Source organism: Nosocomiicoccus ampullae, assembly GCF_001696685.1.
Taxonomy (GTDB): domain Bacteria; phylum Bacillota; class Bacilli; order Staphylococcales; family Salinicoccaceae; genus Nosocomiicoccus; species Nosocomiicoccus ampullae_A.
The window spans coordinates 1-13,790 of the sequence record NZ_MBFG01000003.1 but is presented as its reverse complement, the minus strand read 5'-3'; the positions used below and the strand labels follow the sequence as shown (position 1 = coordinate 13,790).

17 protein-coding genes are annotated in these 13,790 nt (G+C 35.7%); 12 read left to right on the top strand and 5 right to left on the bottom strand.

The annotated features are described in order from the left end of the window. The first annotated feature begins 4 nt into the window (after positions 1-4). The 6 genes from ffh to rplS all read left to right on the top strand — a co-directional run bounded on the left by ffh (position 5) and on the right by rplS (position 3,610). Positions 5-1,351 carry a signal recognition particle protein gene (gene ffh, locus BBS29_RS02700; RefSeq protein ID WP_068128807.1) on the top strand — a complete coding sequence of 449 codons (1,347 nt, stop codon included), beginning with the start codon at positions 5-7 and terminating at the stop codon, positions 1,349-1,351. Positions 1,352-1,435: 84 nt separating this feature from the next. Further along, complete coding sequence (gene rpsP, locus BBS29_RS02695) at positions 1,436-1,708, top strand: 30S ribosomal protein S16 (protein ID WP_040929193.1); 273 nt, start codon at positions 1,436-1,438, stop codon at positions 1,706-1,708. Between the two features lie 2 nt (positions 1,709-1,710). Then, a complete protein-coding gene (locus tag BBS29_RS02690) occupies positions 1,711-1,938 on the top strand; it encodes a KH domain-containing protein (protein ID WP_040929192.1) in 228 nt (75 codons plus the stop codon). 47 nt (positions 1,939-1,985) lie between these two features. Further along, positions 1,986-2,474: a ribosome maturation factor RimM gene (rimM, locus tag BBS29_RS02685; protein ID WP_068128805.1), complete on the top strand. Its 489-nt coding sequence runs from the start codon at positions 1,986-1,988 to the stop codon at positions 2,472-2,474. Continuing rightward, entirely contained in the window at positions 2,471-3,142 is a 672-nt protein-coding gene (gene trmD, locus BBS29_RS02680; protein WP_068128804.1) for a tRNA (guanosine(37)-N1)-methyltransferase TrmD, read from the top strand. The genes rimM and trmD overlap by 4 nt, the downstream gene beginning before the upstream one ends. A gap of 114 nt (positions 3,143-3,256) precedes the next feature. Beyond that, a complete protein-coding gene (rplS, locus tag BBS29_RS02675; RefSeq protein ID WP_040929189.1) occupies positions 3,257-3,610 on the top strand; it encodes a 50S ribosomal protein L19 in 354 nt (117 codons plus the stop codon). 232 nt (positions 3,611-3,842) lie between these two features. Here rplS and BBS29_RS02670 read toward each other — a convergent pair whose 3' ends face one another. Genes BBS29_RS02670 through BBS29_RS02660 form a run of 3 tightly spaced genes read right to left on the bottom strand, consistent with a single transcriptional unit; the run spans position 3,843 to position 5,680 of the window. Beyond that, the gene (locus tag BBS29_RS02670; protein WP_068128802.1) at positions 3,843-4,442 is read right to left on the bottom strand and encodes an ABC-2 transporter permease; all 600 of its coding nucleotides are present in this window, start codon (positions 4,440-4,442) and stop codon (positions 3,843-3,845) included. Further along, positions 4,443-5,306, bottom strand: a complete 864-nt coding sequence (locus tag BBS29_RS02665) for an ABC transporter ATP-binding protein (protein WP_257009076.1) — start codon at positions 5,304-5,306, stop codon at positions 4,443-4,445. 2 nt (positions 5,307-5,308) lie between these two features. Then, entirely contained in the window at positions 5,309-5,680 is a 372-nt protein-coding gene (locus BBS29_RS02660) for a GntR family transcriptional regulator (RefSeq protein WP_068128799.1), read from the bottom strand. Positions 5,681-5,837: 157 nt separating this feature from the next. Here BBS29_RS02660 and BBS29_RS02655 point away from each other — a divergent pair, with 157 nt between their 5' ends. From BBS29_RS02655 to BBS29_RS02635, 5 genes are all read left to right on the top strand, one after another. After that, a complete protein-coding gene (locus BBS29_RS02655; protein WP_068128798.1) occupies positions 5,838-6,302 on the top strand; it encodes a GNAT family N-acetyltransferase in 465 nt (154 codons plus the stop codon). 67 nt (positions 6,303-6,369) lie between these two features. Continuing rightward, positions 6,370-7,476, top strand: coding sequence for a glycerol dehydrogenase (locus BBS29_RS02650; RefSeq protein ID WP_068128796.1), 1,107 nt, complete (start codon positions 6,370-6,372; stop codon positions 7,474-7,476). A 116-nt stretch (positions 7,477-7,592) separates the two neighbouring features. Then, complete coding sequence (locus tag BBS29_RS02645) at positions 7,593-9,008, top strand: YfcC family protein (RefSeq protein ID WP_068128794.1); 1,416 nt, start codon at positions 7,593-7,595, stop codon at positions 9,006-9,008. Between the two features lie 63 nt (positions 9,009-9,071). Then, complete coding sequence (locus tag BBS29_RS02640) at positions 9,072-9,434, top strand: PH domain-containing protein (RefSeq protein ID WP_068128793.1); 363 nt, start codon at positions 9,072-9,074, stop codon at positions 9,432-9,434. Positions 9,435-9,472: 38 nt separating this feature from the next. Next, positions 9,473-10,633: a M20 family metallopeptidase gene (locus BBS29_RS02635; RefSeq protein WP_068128791.1), complete on the top strand. Its 1,161-nt coding sequence runs from the start codon at positions 9,473-9,475 to the stop codon at positions 10,631-10,633. A gap of 91 nt (positions 10,634-10,724) precedes the next feature. Here the strand turns inward: BBS29_RS02635 and BBS29_RS02630 are convergent, their stop codons facing one another. Together BBS29_RS02630 and dcm are read right to left on the bottom strand one after the other, a co-directional pair. Continuing rightward, positions 10,725-12,101, bottom strand: coding sequence for a Sau3AI family type II restriction endonuclease (locus BBS29_RS02630; protein WP_068128789.1), 1,377 nt, complete (start codon positions 12,099-12,101; stop codon positions 10,725-10,727). Positions 12,102-12,185: 84 nt separating this feature from the next. Next, positions 12,186-13,424 carry a DNA (cytosine-5-)-methyltransferase gene (dcm, locus tag BBS29_RS02625; RefSeq protein ID WP_068128786.1) on the bottom strand — a complete coding sequence of 413 codons (1,239 nt, stop codon included), beginning with the start codon at positions 13,422-13,424 and terminating at the stop codon, positions 12,186-12,188. Between the two features lie 131 nt (positions 13,425-13,555). On the opposite strand from dcm, the gene BBS29_RS02620 reads away from it, so the two are divergent. Beyond that, on the top strand, positions 13,556-13,790 hold a 235-nt coding region (locus tag BBS29_RS02620; protein ID WP_218836831.1), incomplete at its 3' end, for a hypothetical protein.

Genomic DNA, 13,790 nt, shown 5'->3' with positions numbered 1-13,790 from the left:
TAATGTGGCATTTGAAGGATTAGGTTCAAGGCTTCAAAGTATCTTAGATGATATTAAAGGTAAAGGTAAAGTCACAGAACAAGATATAAAAACGATGATGCGTGAAGTACGCTTAGCACTTCTTGAAGCAGACGTTAACTTTAAAGTTGTTCGTCAGTTTATTAAAGATGTGTCCGCGCGTGCTGAAGGTGCAGATGTCATGAAATCATTAACGCCAGGCCAACAAGTCATTAAAATCGTACAAGAAGAACTTACAGCGTTAATGGGTGGAGAAAATGCGAAAATCAATTTAGCAAAAAAACCACCGACAGTTATTATGATGGTCGGATTACAAGGGGCAGGTAAAACGACGACTGCGGGTAAGCTCGCGTTACTGTTACGTAAACAACATAACAAAAAACCATTACTCGTTGCGGGAGACATTTACCGTCCAGCTGCGATCGATCAGTTACAAACGATCGGTCGTCAATTAGACATTCCAGTCTATTCAATGGGAGACAAAGAAAAAGTCGAAACAATCGTAGAAAACGCGATGCAGTACGCTAAAGAAGAACATTTAGATACAGTCATCATCGATACAGCCGGTCGTTTACACATCGACGAAGACTTAATGAACGAATTAAAAAACGTTAAAGAAATTTCAAATCCAGACGAAATTATGCTCGTCGTCGACTCGATGACAGGTCAAGACGCAGTGAACGTCGCTGAATCGTTTAACGATTTACTAGACATCACAGGAGTGACACTCACAAAGTTAGACGGGGACACTCGTGGTGGTGCGGCACTTTCAATTCGTAGCGTCACTGAAAAACCGATTAAATTTATCGGGGTATCAGAAAAACTAGACGGTCTAGAACCGTTCCATCCAGAGCGTATGGCAAGCAGAATTCTCGGAATGGGAGATATTTTATCGATTATCGACCGCGCGCAAGCAAACGTCGACATGGAAGAGCAAGAAAAGCTCGAGCAAAAGTTAAAAGAAAATTCGTTTACGTTAGACGACTTTTTAGATCAAATGGACCAAGTGAAAAATATGGGACCACTTGATGAGCTAATCAAAATGCTTCCTGGTGCGAACAAAATTAAAGGGTTAGATAAAGTAAAAATGAGCGGTAAAGAAATCGACCACGTTCAAGCGATTATCCGTTCAATGACGATGGAAGAGCGCGAGAATCCTGAGAAATTAAACATCTCAAGAAAGCGTCGTATCGCTAAAGGGTCAGGTCGATCACTTCAAGAAGTGAACCGTTTATTAAAACAATTTAACGAAATGAAAAAGATGATGAAGCAATTTACAAATCAAAAAGGAAAGCGTAAAAACCCATTTGGCGGCATGGGATTACCTTTTTAAAATTGTAAAGGAAAACCTCTTTACAATGTTAAAATCATCTGTTATTATTATATAAGTAATTTTGAACATGAGAGGTGTATATAAATGGCAACAAAAATCAGATTAACTCGTATGGGTTCTAAAAGAAATCCTTTCTACAGAATCGTAGTTGCGGACTCAAGAGTAAAAAGAGATGGTCGTATTATCGAGCAACTTGGTTACTTTGACCCATTAAAAGAAGAAGACAACGTTAAATTAGATGATGAAAAAGCATTAGAGTGGATGTTAACAGGTGCAAAACCTTCAGACACTGTACGTTCTATTTTCAGTAAACGTGGTCTTATGGAAAAATTCCATAACGCGAAACAAGGTAAATAATTATGAAACAGCTACTCCAAACGATTTTACAACCTATCGTTCGTCATCCCGAGAGTCTTACGATTACTGAGACGACTGAAGATAGAAAAGTGGTCTATACTGTTAATGCACATGAAGAAGACATTGGCAGAATCATTGGTAAAGGTGGTCGTGCCATTAAAGCAGTGCGTACGATCATGACAGCAGCAAATGATGACCCGTCAGTAAGAGTGTTTGTTGACGTAGAGTAAAAACACATCCGACACGGGTGTGTTTTTTTATTCGGAAAGGAATCACGATGATTGATATTGGAACATTAGTAAATTTCCACGGTGTCCGTGGTGAAGTTAAAATTTTAAGTAGTAGTGATTTTACGAACGAACGATTTGCGGTCGGTAAAACAGTGACGATTAACAACGAAACATATACAATCACGCGTTATCGTAAACATAAAAACTTTCATATGTTAACGTTCGACGGAGTTACAAATTTAAACGACGTAGAACATTTAAAAGGTCACACAGTGTATCAAGCACTAGATGCGATTGATATTGAACTACCAGAAGGGCAATATCATTATGAAGATATTATCGGCTGTGAAGTAATAAACTTAGACAATAACGAAACTTTAGGAGAAGTGACGTCAATTATCCCAACTGGTAGTAAAGACGTCTTTGTCGTATCTGATAAGTATATGATTCCAAACGTAGACGACTTTATTAAACTCATTGATATCGAGCGTAAACGAATTGAAATAGAACCGATTGAAGGGCTGTTAGATTTATGAACATATTCTACTTAACATTATTTCCTGAAATGTATGAAGGTATTTTAAGTTCATCAATTTTAAAGCGTGCAAATGACAAAGGTATCGTGAGTTATAAAACGATTAACTTTAGAGATTACGCAAACAACAAACATAATCAAGTCGACGACTATCCGTACGGTGGTGGTGCTGGTATGGTCTTAAAACCAGAACCAGTATACGAAGCGTTTGAATCATTACATTTAGAAAACGCACGCGTATTACTCATGTGTCCGTCCGGGAGACCGTTCGATCAACAGTTTGCTGAAGAATTATCTACTGAAGAAAACATCGTTTTTATAAACGGACATTACGAAGGATATGATGAGCGTATACGAAGCCTCGCAACTGATGAAGTTTCAATCGGGGACTACGTATTAACGGGAGGAGAAATTGCGTCGATGGCAATGACAGACGCCATCGTTCGTCTCATCCCTGGAGTCATTCAACAAGAAAGTCACGAAAACGACAGCTTTTCAACAGGTATGCTCGAGCATCCACATTACACGAGACCAAGAGAATATCGAGGTATGAAAGTACCAGACGTATTACTGAGTGGAGATCATAAAAAAATCGAAGAGTGGCGAGAAGAGGAATCGTTAAAACGCACAAAAGAAAGACGACCAGATTTATTAAAAAATAAAAAATAAGTTGAATCGACCAATTAAATATGGTAATATGAATAAGTCTATGAGGACGAAAAATCACAACGATCCGCTGTATAGATGCTATATAAGATGGTTGGTAGGAAGAGGAGAATTTAAATGTCACAACAATTATTACAAGACATTACAAAGTCACAACTTAAAACTGACTTACCAGAGTTTAGAGCTGGGGACTCAGTAAAAGTACACGTACGTATCACTGAAGGTGAACGTGAAAGAATCCAGGTGTTCGAAGGTGTAGTTATTCGTCGCCGTGGTGGTGGAATTTCTGAAACATTCACAGTAAGAAAAATCTCTTACGGTGTTGGAGTAGAAAGAACATTCCCTGTTCACACACCAAAAATCGATAAAATCGAAGTGACTCGTAAAGGTAGCGTACGTCGTGCGAAATTATACTACTTACGTAGCTTACGTGGTAAAGCAGCACGTATCAAAGAGAAACGCGAAAACTAATTCACGTTATAAAAGACCGAAGATTTATTCTTCGGTCTTTTTTTGTATAAATTTTTCTGTTCTCTTATCAATTATACTCTAAAAAACATTGTACTATACTTTAAACTATAAATTACATAAATGAATAGTTATGAGAAAATTTATGAACAAAAAACATACAGAATCCCTGTACTCAATGAATAAGTCTATGTAAAAGAGCTGCTCTAATTGTATAGAGTAGCTCTTTCTACATTTAAATATCCTTTCTTTTAATAATAAATAAGCTAAGTAGCCAAGTGACAGCAAAGAGTACACAAGCTAAAACAAATCCGAGGTGTATCATGAGCGTGAATGGATTATCGCTTTTATCTAGTTGTTGTATGTTTTCCACCGCATATCCAAAGAACACTGCTTGTAGCATAAATAATGAGAATACGACATACACTGAGATGAGTAAAGCTTTCTCTGTAGTAAGTGCAAAGTTTAATGGGAAAAACACTATTGAAAGCCATAACGTTAACTGTAAGGCAAACTCTAAGTCTAGAAGTGATACGTCAAAGCCGATAATTTTAAATATTAAAGCAAATAGTGATCCACCAAAAATTGCGTATACTATCGTACTGATATATCTATAATTCACGATATCCTTTCTCGCAATAGGAAGTGTTAAATCAAAATGATTGATATTTGACTTAGCGAGTAAATAAACCGCGTTTACCGGAATATATACCATTGCAACTGCGATAATCGTATTTACAGGTGTCTTCATGAAAAGTAGAAATACAATGAGTACAGGTAAAAAATATAAGTAATTCTTTTGAATTTTAATATCTCTGATCATATAATTTAACATTTATTTCTCCCCCTTTAAGTGGTAGATGACATCATCGATTTTTACGGGTTGTATCACTATAGTGTCACCAAACACCGCTTCAACTTCTTTTGGTGATTGAGTTAAAGCTTCAAAGTTCACGTCACCTTTTTTAATCGATGTAAAATATGATTCTGTATCTCTATCTAATAAGTCGTTACTACCATGAACGATAAAGTAATTCTCAGCTAAATCATTTTTAGAAGTGTTTAGTATAATTTCACCGTCGTCGATCATGACGATGTAGTCTGCTAACTTTTCAAGATCTTCGGTAATATGCGTTGAAAATAAAATAGTTCTATCTTCATTTACCATAATCTCTCTTAATGTTTCTATAATTTCTCTTCTCACAACTGGGTCGAGACCTGTCGTTGGTTCATCCATAACAAACAGTTCTGTATTATGAGATAACGCAATCGCAATCGTTGCTTTTGCACGCATTCCTGTAGAGAAGTCTTTAAGTTTTTTGTTTAAAGGTAAATTAAATTTCTCTATATAGTGAATGCACGCCTCTTCGTCCCAGTTTGTATACGTTCTTGATACGTATTTGATAATATCTTTTAGTTTAAAGTTTTCCATATAATCATTAGCTGCATCGACGTAACCAATTCTGTTCTTTATCACTTTTTCATTATCTTTCATATCTAAACCAAATACTTTAACTTCACCAGAATTTGGTCGTGTTAAGTTCATAATCATTTCAATCGTCGTCGATTTACCAGCACCGTTTCGTCCGACAAATCCTGTGACAAAACCTTTTTTAATATTTAAATTTAAATCTTCAATCGAAAAATCTTTGTAGTGTTTAGTTACGTTTTTAAGTTCAATTGCATTTTGATTCATCATTATCACTCCTCATATAAAATGTTAATTAACTCGAACAACTCATCTTTCGATAAATTGACAGATTTACTATTTTGAATGACATCGTCAATCATCTCCTCGAGTAATTTTAATTTTCTTTCACGGATTTGCTCGAGGTTTTGTTCTTTAACAAATGACCCCTTTCCAACAACGGAGTACGTATATCCCTCGTTTTCTAACTCTTCGTATGCACGTTTTGTCGTGATGACACTTACTTTTAAATCTTTAGCAAGTTTCCTCATTGAAGGTAGCGCATCGCCTTCATTAAGCTCACCGTGTATAATACTCTCCTTAATTTGATTTACAATTTGTTCGTAAATCGGAGTTTTACTCGTATTGTCAATGAGAATATTCATAGCTGCATCTCCAATCTAAAATAATAATGTATATATACTCTATATACACTATACACATCATACTCACTTTGTGTCAACAAAAAACAGTTATTTCTAAAATTTTTGGTTTAAAAACATTGAGATACGTCTATAAGTTTAATAAGAAAGGAGTCGACAGATGATAATCAGACGACTTGAAGATAAAGATATTGAATCATTAATGCATTTAGTAAATATCACGATGCGAGAAGTAAATACAGAAACATATCCCGATGAGTTAATCGAGCAGTGGGTAGATGAACAAAAAGAAGACTATTATAGAAAAGAAGCAAAAGACACACATGTTTATATTATTGAAAAAGAAGGAAATCTAATTGCAAGTGGCGGTATTTCAAAACCGGTTGACGGTGTATCGACACTTAAACTCGTATACGTTCACCCAGATCACGGTGGTGAAGGGCTCGGTCGTAAAATTATGGAGACCGTGTTAGAAGATGAGTACGTAAAAGAAGCGGATAAAATTGTCGGTAGTGCGTTAATCAACGCGATTCGTTTTTATAAAAAGTTCGGTTTTAGAACGAAAGACGATGAGTATGTGTTTAACGAAGACGGCACGATTGAAATTGAAAAGGATGTTTCATAAAACACTGTACATTAAAAATTAATATATACATCAAGATATTTATAAAATTTGAAAGGAAGTTGTATGAATGGAAAAAGTATTTATTAGTCCAGCGAAATACGTTCAAGGAAAAGATGCCTTACTAAATAGTAAGACACATTTAGAAGCACTTGGTGAAGCACCGTTACTATTATGTGATGACGTTGTTTATGACATTGTCGGTAAAAAGTTTCACGATTATTTAAATGAAAATGGATTTAATGTAACACGTGAGTTATTTAACGGTGAAGCATCGACGTCAGAAATCGAACGTATTTCTGAACGTGTGACGAAAGAAGAATGTGACTTTGTCATCGCTCTTGGTGGCGGTAAGACGATCGACACAGGTAAAGCAGTTGCAGATGAAGCGGCAGTAAGTGTTGCGGTATTACCAACAATCGCATCTACAGACGCACCAACATCTGCATTATCGGTCATTTACTCAGACGAAGGAACGTTTGAAAAGTACATCTTCTATGATAAAAATCCAGATTTAGTATTAGTCGATACAGCAGTCGTAGCGAACGCTCCAGAGCGTTTACTCGCTTCAGGAATCGCAGATGCACTCGCAACATACGTTGAAGCACGTGCAGTCATCGAAGCAAAAGGTAACACGATGGCAGGTGGAGTAACGTCACTCGCGGCAGAAGCAATCGCAGAAAAATGTGTCGACACACTATTTGAAAAATCAGAACTTGCGATTGCAGCAAACCGTGCGAAAGTTGTAACAGAATCATTAGAAGACGTCGTAGAAGCAAACACACTATTAAGTGGTTTAGGATTTGAAAGTGGTGGACTTGCAGCTGCACACGCAATCCATAACGGATTCACAGCACTAGATGGTAAAATTCACGAACTTACTCACGGTGAAAAAGTTGCATACGGTACGTTAACACAACTTATTTTAGAAAATAGAGATATCGATGAAATCGACAACTACGTATCACTCTATCAAACACTTGGATTACCAACGACACTCGAAGAATTACACTTAGGCGATGCGTCATATGAAGATTTATTAAAAGTTGGAGAGCTCGCAACAGCAGAAGGCGAAACGATTCACGAGATGCGTGTAAAGTATACAAAAGAAGACGTGGCGAATGCTTTACTCGCAGCAGATGAGTACGTAAAATCGTTAATCGAATTATATGAATAAATTCTATATAATCCGCGCATCTTAGATGTGCGGATTTTTTTATTATCAGTCATTATGGTTTTTTATGAAAAGACATGTATAATTAACAAATATAAAGAGCTTAAGAGGTGAAGGTTATGGATAATGAAAGTATAAAAAAGAAAAAATGGGAATTCCCAAACGTGTTTGCGTTGTTATTTGGACTGATCATACTTGCAACAGCTGTCAGTTATATTATTCCGTCAGGTAGCTTTGAGCGTGTAGAAAAAGAAGTAAATGGTAACGTTCAAACGTTAGTTGTTGAAGGTACATATCAAAGTGTAGAAGCAGAAAACGCGACGTTATTTGGAATATTTGAAGCGGTATTTAAAGGAATGGAAAACGCTGCTCCGATTATATTCTTTATATTTATCGTCGGAGGCGCGTTCGGGATTTTATCAAAAACTCAGGCAGTAGAAAACGGATTAGAGCGACTCGTTTATAAGATGGAAGACAAGAAGTTCTTACTCATTCCAATTATCATGGTACTCTTTGCACTCGGTGGTGCGACATTTGGAATGAGTGAAGAGACGATTCCGTTTCTATTTATATTAGTACCGCTCGCAATTCGTCTTGGGTATAACCCAATGATCGGTGCATCGATTGTAATATTAGGGTCAGTTGCCGGGTTTACTACAGCATTTTTAAACCCATTTACAGTTGGTATCGCACAAGGTATCGCAGAGTTACCGTTATTCTCTGGTAAAGGTTACCGTATGATTATGTGGGTTGTGATGGTTAGTGTCACAATCGCATGGGTGATGTATAAAGCGAAAAAAGTCGCTAAGTTAAGACAAGCCGGTAAACTAGACGAAGAAGAAATCGACTTATCGAACTTCCAAGAAGAAACGTACGCATTAAAGGATGTAGAGTTTACGTTACGCCAAAAAATCATTCTCGTCATATTTACACTCACGATTCTATTTTTAGCAATCGGTGTGACTAAATTTGGTTGGTACATTATGGAGATCGCATCGCTCTTCCTATTATTTGGAGTTATTGCAGGAATCATTGGTAAAATGAACTACAACGAAATTGCAGATAGTTTTATCGATGGATGTAAAGATTTAGTTCCTGGAGCATTAGTCGTAGGATTTGCATACGGGGTACTCGTCATCCTTCAAGAAAGTATGACAATCGATACGATTTTAAACGCTGTTGCGAACTCAATTAACGAATTACCATCGTTATTATCCGCACTTGGAATGTTACTAACTCAAAGTGGACTTAACTTCTTAGTACCGTCAGGAAGCGGTCAAGCAGCACTATCGATGCCAATTATGTCGTCGATATCTGATTTAACAGACGTATCGAGACAAACAGCAGTACTCGCATTCCAACTTGGTGACGGTATATCAAACGCAATTACACCGACAAGTGGTGTATTAATGGCGAGTTTAGCAATCGCAAAAATTGAATGGACAAAATGGGCGAAGTTCGTACTGCCGATTATCCTTATTCAGTACTTACTCGCAGCAATATTTGTCACAATCGCACATTTATTTGTGTTTTAAATACTCAGTTACTTTTTATGTTGTATAATTAATTAAATTTAACAAATGAAAAGAGGATGTATTATGCAAATACCAGATTTTACACTGTTTCAAAAATGTGATTTAGCGAAAGAAGTTCAAGAAATTATGCTACCGAATGAAAAGTTTATCGTGGCATATAAAACATTTAGAGATAGTGTTACATTTACATCAAAAAGAATTATTTTTAGAGATTCTCAAGGAATTACTGGTAAAAAAGTAGAGGTATATTCATTACCATATAATTCAATATACATGTGGTCTACAGAAAACGCAGGGAAACTAATGGATTTAAATGCGGAACTCGAGTTATGGACGCGTGTAGGTAAAATTAAAATAAAACTAGATAAGAAAATTAACATCCGTGAAATCGATCAACTGATTGCGCAAGTTGTACTTAGCGAATAGTTATTTTACACTGATGGATTGTGTAAAGGAGTTATAGCATGATTGGGTTAAAAGATTACGAAACGATAAAAAAAGATTTAGAACATAATGCGATTGATATGTATAGAAATCCTGAACTTGGGGATGAGGAATATCGTGCGATGCGCTTATTAACGAGTGAATTAGAAAAGCATGGCTTTTTAATTGAAACAAACATCGTCAATCGTCCGACAGCATTTATCGCAACTTATGATAGTGAAAAAGAAGGTCCGACAATTTGTTATCTCGCTGAATACGATGCACTAAAAGGATTAGGACATGCGTGTGGACATAACTTAATTGGTAATATGAGTATCGGTGCAGGTATTCTATTAAGTAAACATGTAGATGAAACAGGAGGAAAAGTCGTTGTCGTCGGAACACCAGCAGAAGAAACGAACGGTGCAAAAGTACCGATGGCAGAAGAAGGTATATTTGACGATATGGACGTCGCACTAATGGTTCACCCGTCAGACGTCTCATCAGAAAGTGGAGACATGCTCGCAATGGACGCGCTACAATTTGACTTCTACGGAAAAGCAGCACACGCGGCAGGAAACCCTGAAGAAGGAATCAACGCATTAGACGGTGTCCTTCAACTATTTAGCGGTATCAACGCACTCAGAGAACATGTCCAAGATGACGTGAGAATACACGGCATTATCAATAACGGCGGACACGCAGCAAACATCGTCCCAGAACACGCAACGGCACAATTCTACATTCGTGCAAACGAAAGAGACTATTTAGATGAAGTCGTAGAAAAAATTAGAAACGTTGCGAAAGGTGCAGCACTAATAACAGGTACAGAAGTCGTAATATCAAACTACGAGCTAAGTTACAACAACTTAATACCAAACGACACACTGTCAGAGCTTTTTACAAAACATCATAAGAAATTTACAGATCGTCCAATCAATAAAAAAGAAAAATCATCAGGAAGTGCAGACATTGGAGACATCTCACATAGAATACCAGCACTCCATCCATACGTCGGCATGAACTGTCCTGGAGTAAAAGCACATACGCCAGAATTCAGAGAACAAACGATTACTGAAGACGGATTTAAAGCGATGGAAGAAGCGGTATTAGCACTCGCGAATACAGGACTTGAATTGTTAGAGAATAGAGAGGTGCTTGAAGCGGTGAAGGAAGAACAAGCGAAGAGACTTAAGAAATAGTCGTATGCGTAAGCATGCGGCTTTTTTTATGTTGAGAAAAGAATTTAGTAAAAAATATTCCAGCAATTATTTAATAATTGCTGGAATAAATTTATATCAGCTCTTGTGTAATATTTTTAATGAAAGCAGCATTAAACCAAAAACATTGATTTGGTATGCTTTCTCCATTAGGTAGTGTAATCATGCTTTTAGCTCTATTAGCACCTTTTGGTCTAACGTGACACACTCCATTGAAAGCTGTTTTCGGCAAGTTTATTATCTCTTTTCCATTTTGATCGTAAGTAACGACATTCTTATCAAGCATTTGTTGTTTGACATAATCGTATAGATCACGTATTTGATTATCAATAATTTCTTCAGGAACGTTCCAAAGTTTTATACCTTTAAAAATTGTGTCATTATTTTCGTCCTTTTGAAAAACAACAAAAAGCCACTTAATAGATTCCATTTGTTCTTTTAAAGATGAATCATCAAAGTTTTCATTATAAATTTCTTCGAAGTTTAAATTCTCAAATGACATACTTTCAGGTAATGTGCCAGTTTTACTATAAGTGATTGTTTTAAATTTAATATTTAACTTCGAGAATTCTTCAATTTTATTTAGGTTGGTTCCAGTTATACCTAAAATATCACTAATTAGTAACGCGTTTTTATTTTTAGCTGTGGATAATTCAACACCTAATCTTTTAGCGATGTCTTTTGTTGACCAACCAATATAAACATCAAAATAATCATGTAGTAAAGCTTCGAATGATTTGTTTTTAAGCTGTTCAGCAGAAGTGAAAGAGATTAACTTTTCATTGTCTATGTATTGTCTAACTAGTGCGGACATGTATCCTTGTTTTAAAGAGTATGCACGTTGTTTCGCATCAATGTCAGAAAATGGCTGCGATCTTACACTTTTAGCACTTGCACCTTTTGTACATGCGCCTAAGATGTTAGTGTCACCTTCTGATAGTTCATGCGCAAGGCCCGCTTTTATTTTATTATTTATGATTTCCCAGTCTTTTTTAATAAGTTCCAAATCTGTGTCATTAAATTCATGAAGGATTGTTTTTATAATCTCAAAGTTTCGGTAGTCTGGTTTGTTATCTGCGTTACGAACATAAGAATAAAAGAAAATTAATAGTTTATTATTTTTAAGCCAGAAAGATGATGTATAAAAGTCTTTAAATGCTTCAGTCTCGTAATTGATTATATTTAAAACGAGGCGTTCTTTTGCAGCTAATTTACCGCTTTTTTGTCGAATAACGCCCGTTGTTTTTAGTTCAACCCCGACATCAGCAAAATCAGCTTCCGCTGCAGAGTTCGATGGATAACCGAAATAACTTTCTTCTATAATTGTTCCGACTTTTCCTTTTATGTTTTTGCTCTCAAACATATCATTCTTATCAATTTCTTTTAACGTTTTACCTTCTGCTTCTTTAGCGTAACTCACTAAATCGTCTATCGTTTCATACTTAAACATAGCACTCACCACATTAGATTTTTTATATATATTTTATCATTATTTAATTTTAATAAAATAAAAAAAGTCCAGCTCACGCTGAACTTAAAATAATTCTAATTGAGTCTCATCTTCTTCAAACTCTTGTTCGATTTCTTCAATTCTATTTCCAATTCTTGTAATTATTGGAATCACTAATGCATTTCCCATCATGAAGAATCTTCTTCTCTCTGGGAGCATGTCTGTCCAATTATCAGGAAATCCATTTAATCTTTCTGCTTCTACCGGCGTAAGTTGTCTAATTTCATTATTAGTTTTAACGATGTGGGTACTTCTATTTACAGAACCCTCACTTGTTAACATTGTTCTACCAGGTAAGTCTAGTGCGTCTGTCTCACTCATGCCACCTTCAGTATAATAATATTTATGACCTGTAGGTGTCACACGTTCGATCTTTTTACTTCCACGAAGATATTTAAATTTCTCTAGTTTATCACCAGTAATGACATATTTTTTATCGTAATTTTCTTCTAGGATCTCCCCTAATGTAACAGGTGTCTCTTTTATTGGGGTAGTGTCGATTGTTGTAATCTGCCCATCTCTCATTATTCCTGAATTCCAAAACTGGAACTGAAACGTGTCAGAGACATTAACGATATCATGAGATAGTTCTGTTTTATTTATGCGATTCTTATTCGGCTTACTTTCTACAGGGAACTGCTTTGCATATAAACCTTCTTTGAAAATAATATCATCATCGGAAAATGAAGTGAGAGACTCAGCATAAGACATATTTCGTCTATATCCAAATATGAATACACGTCTTCTTCTCTGAGCATTCCCATATTCAGCAGCATTAATGACTCGCCATTCGACGTCATAGCCAAGTTCGTTTAACGTTGATAGCATGACTCCAAAATCTCGTCCACGTTGTTTAGAAGGAGATTTTAATAATCTATCAACATTCTCTAAAATTAAATATTTTGGATAAGTATTTTGTATAAAACGAGCAATTTCCCAAAAAAGAACGCCCTTTTTACCAGAAATACCTAGTTCACCATTAAGAGATCTTGCAACTGAATAATCTTGGCAAGGGAATCCACCAACAACGATATCTGCACTTGTACTCGCCATTTCTTCATCAGTTACTTCGGCAATATCCTCATTTGAATGGATGCCAGTTTTAAAATGATGAGTATAACATTCAAAAGCATGTTGCGCTTTCGTGCTAGGCTCCCACTGATTTGCCCATGTTATTTCAAATAAATTATTATTTGTATTTTCAAGACCGAGCCTAAAACCACCAACACCAGCAAAAAGCTCTGCCACTCTAAGTTTTTTCATGTTCATCACCTGTACTTTAATACGTTTAAATATTATATCACAGAACATTTAGAAGATCAAGATCGAAAGCATGATATAAATTTATTAAAAATGCTATAATTTAAATAATATTGTTCTAAGGTGTGATTTCAATGCAGTTAGAAGAAAGATTACATTCATTGTTAAAAAATTATGAGAGTGGATTATATAGTTTGAAAAATATTTATGATGAAAATGAATATGAGTTTCTTACTAACAAAATAAGTATAGATAAATTGTATGAATATTTATTAGAAAATAAAGATACGTTCAATGATTTATTACTTTTTAATGAATTGTATCCTTATGATAAAAAACTGTTATACATAAAAAATTTAGAATTGACAT

Excerpts from the sequence above, each read along its gene's own strand:
- rpsP (WP_040929193.1), top strand. The coding sequence starts at position 1,436 with ATGGCAACAAAAATCAGATTAACTCGTATGGGTTCTAAAAGAAATCCT.
- BBS29_RS02690 (WP_040929192.1), top strand. The coding sequence starts at position 1,711 with ATGAAACAGCTACTCCAAACGATTTTACAACCTATCGTTCGTCATCCC.
- rimM (WP_068128805.1), top strand. The coding sequence starts at position 1,986 with ATGATTGATATTGGAACATTAGTAAATTTCCACGGTGTCCGTGGTGAA.
- trmD (WP_068128804.1), top strand. The coding sequence starts at position 2,471 with ATGAACATATTCTACTTAACATTATTTCCTGAAATGTATGAAGGTATT.
- rplS (WP_040929189.1), top strand. The coding sequence starts at position 3,257 with ATGTCACAACAATTATTACAAGACATTACAAAGTCACAACTTAAAACT.
- BBS29_RS02670 (WP_068128802.1), bottom strand. The coding sequence starts at position 4,442 with ATGTTAAATTATATGATCAGAGATATTAAAATTCAAAAGAATTACTTA.
- BBS29_RS02665 (WP_257009076.1), bottom strand. The coding sequence starts at position 5,306 with ATGATGAATCAAAATGCAATTGAACTTAAAAACGTAACTAAACACTAC.
- BBS29_RS02660 (WP_068128799.1), bottom strand. The coding sequence starts at position 5,680 with ATGAATATTCTCATTGACAATACGAGTAAAACTCCGATTTACGAACAA.
- BBS29_RS02655 (WP_068128798.1), top strand. The coding sequence starts at position 5,838 with ATGATAATCAGACGACTTGAAGATAAAGATATTGAATCATTAATGCAT.
- BBS29_RS02650 (WP_068128796.1), top strand. The coding sequence starts at position 6,370 with ATGGAAAAAGTATTTATTAGTCCAGCGAAATACGTTCAAGGAAAAGAT.
- BBS29_RS02645 (WP_068128794.1), top strand. The coding sequence starts at position 7,593 with ATGGATAATGAAAGTATAAAAAAGAAAAAATGGGAATTCCCAAACGTG.
- BBS29_RS02640 (WP_068128793.1), top strand. The coding sequence starts at position 9,072 with ATGCAAATACCAGATTTTACACTGTTTCAAAAATGTGATTTAGCGAAA.
- BBS29_RS02635 (WP_068128791.1), top strand. The coding sequence starts at position 9,473 with ATGATTGGGTTAAAAGATTACGAAACGATAAAAAAAGATTTAGAACAT.
- BBS29_RS02630 (WP_068128789.1), bottom strand. The coding sequence starts at position 12,101 with ATGTTTAAGTATGAAACGATAGACGATTTAGTGAGTTACGCTAAAGAA.
- dcm (WP_068128786.1), bottom strand. The coding sequence starts at position 13,424 with ATGAAAAAACTTAGAGTGGCAGAGCTTTTTGCTGGTGTTGGTGGTTTT.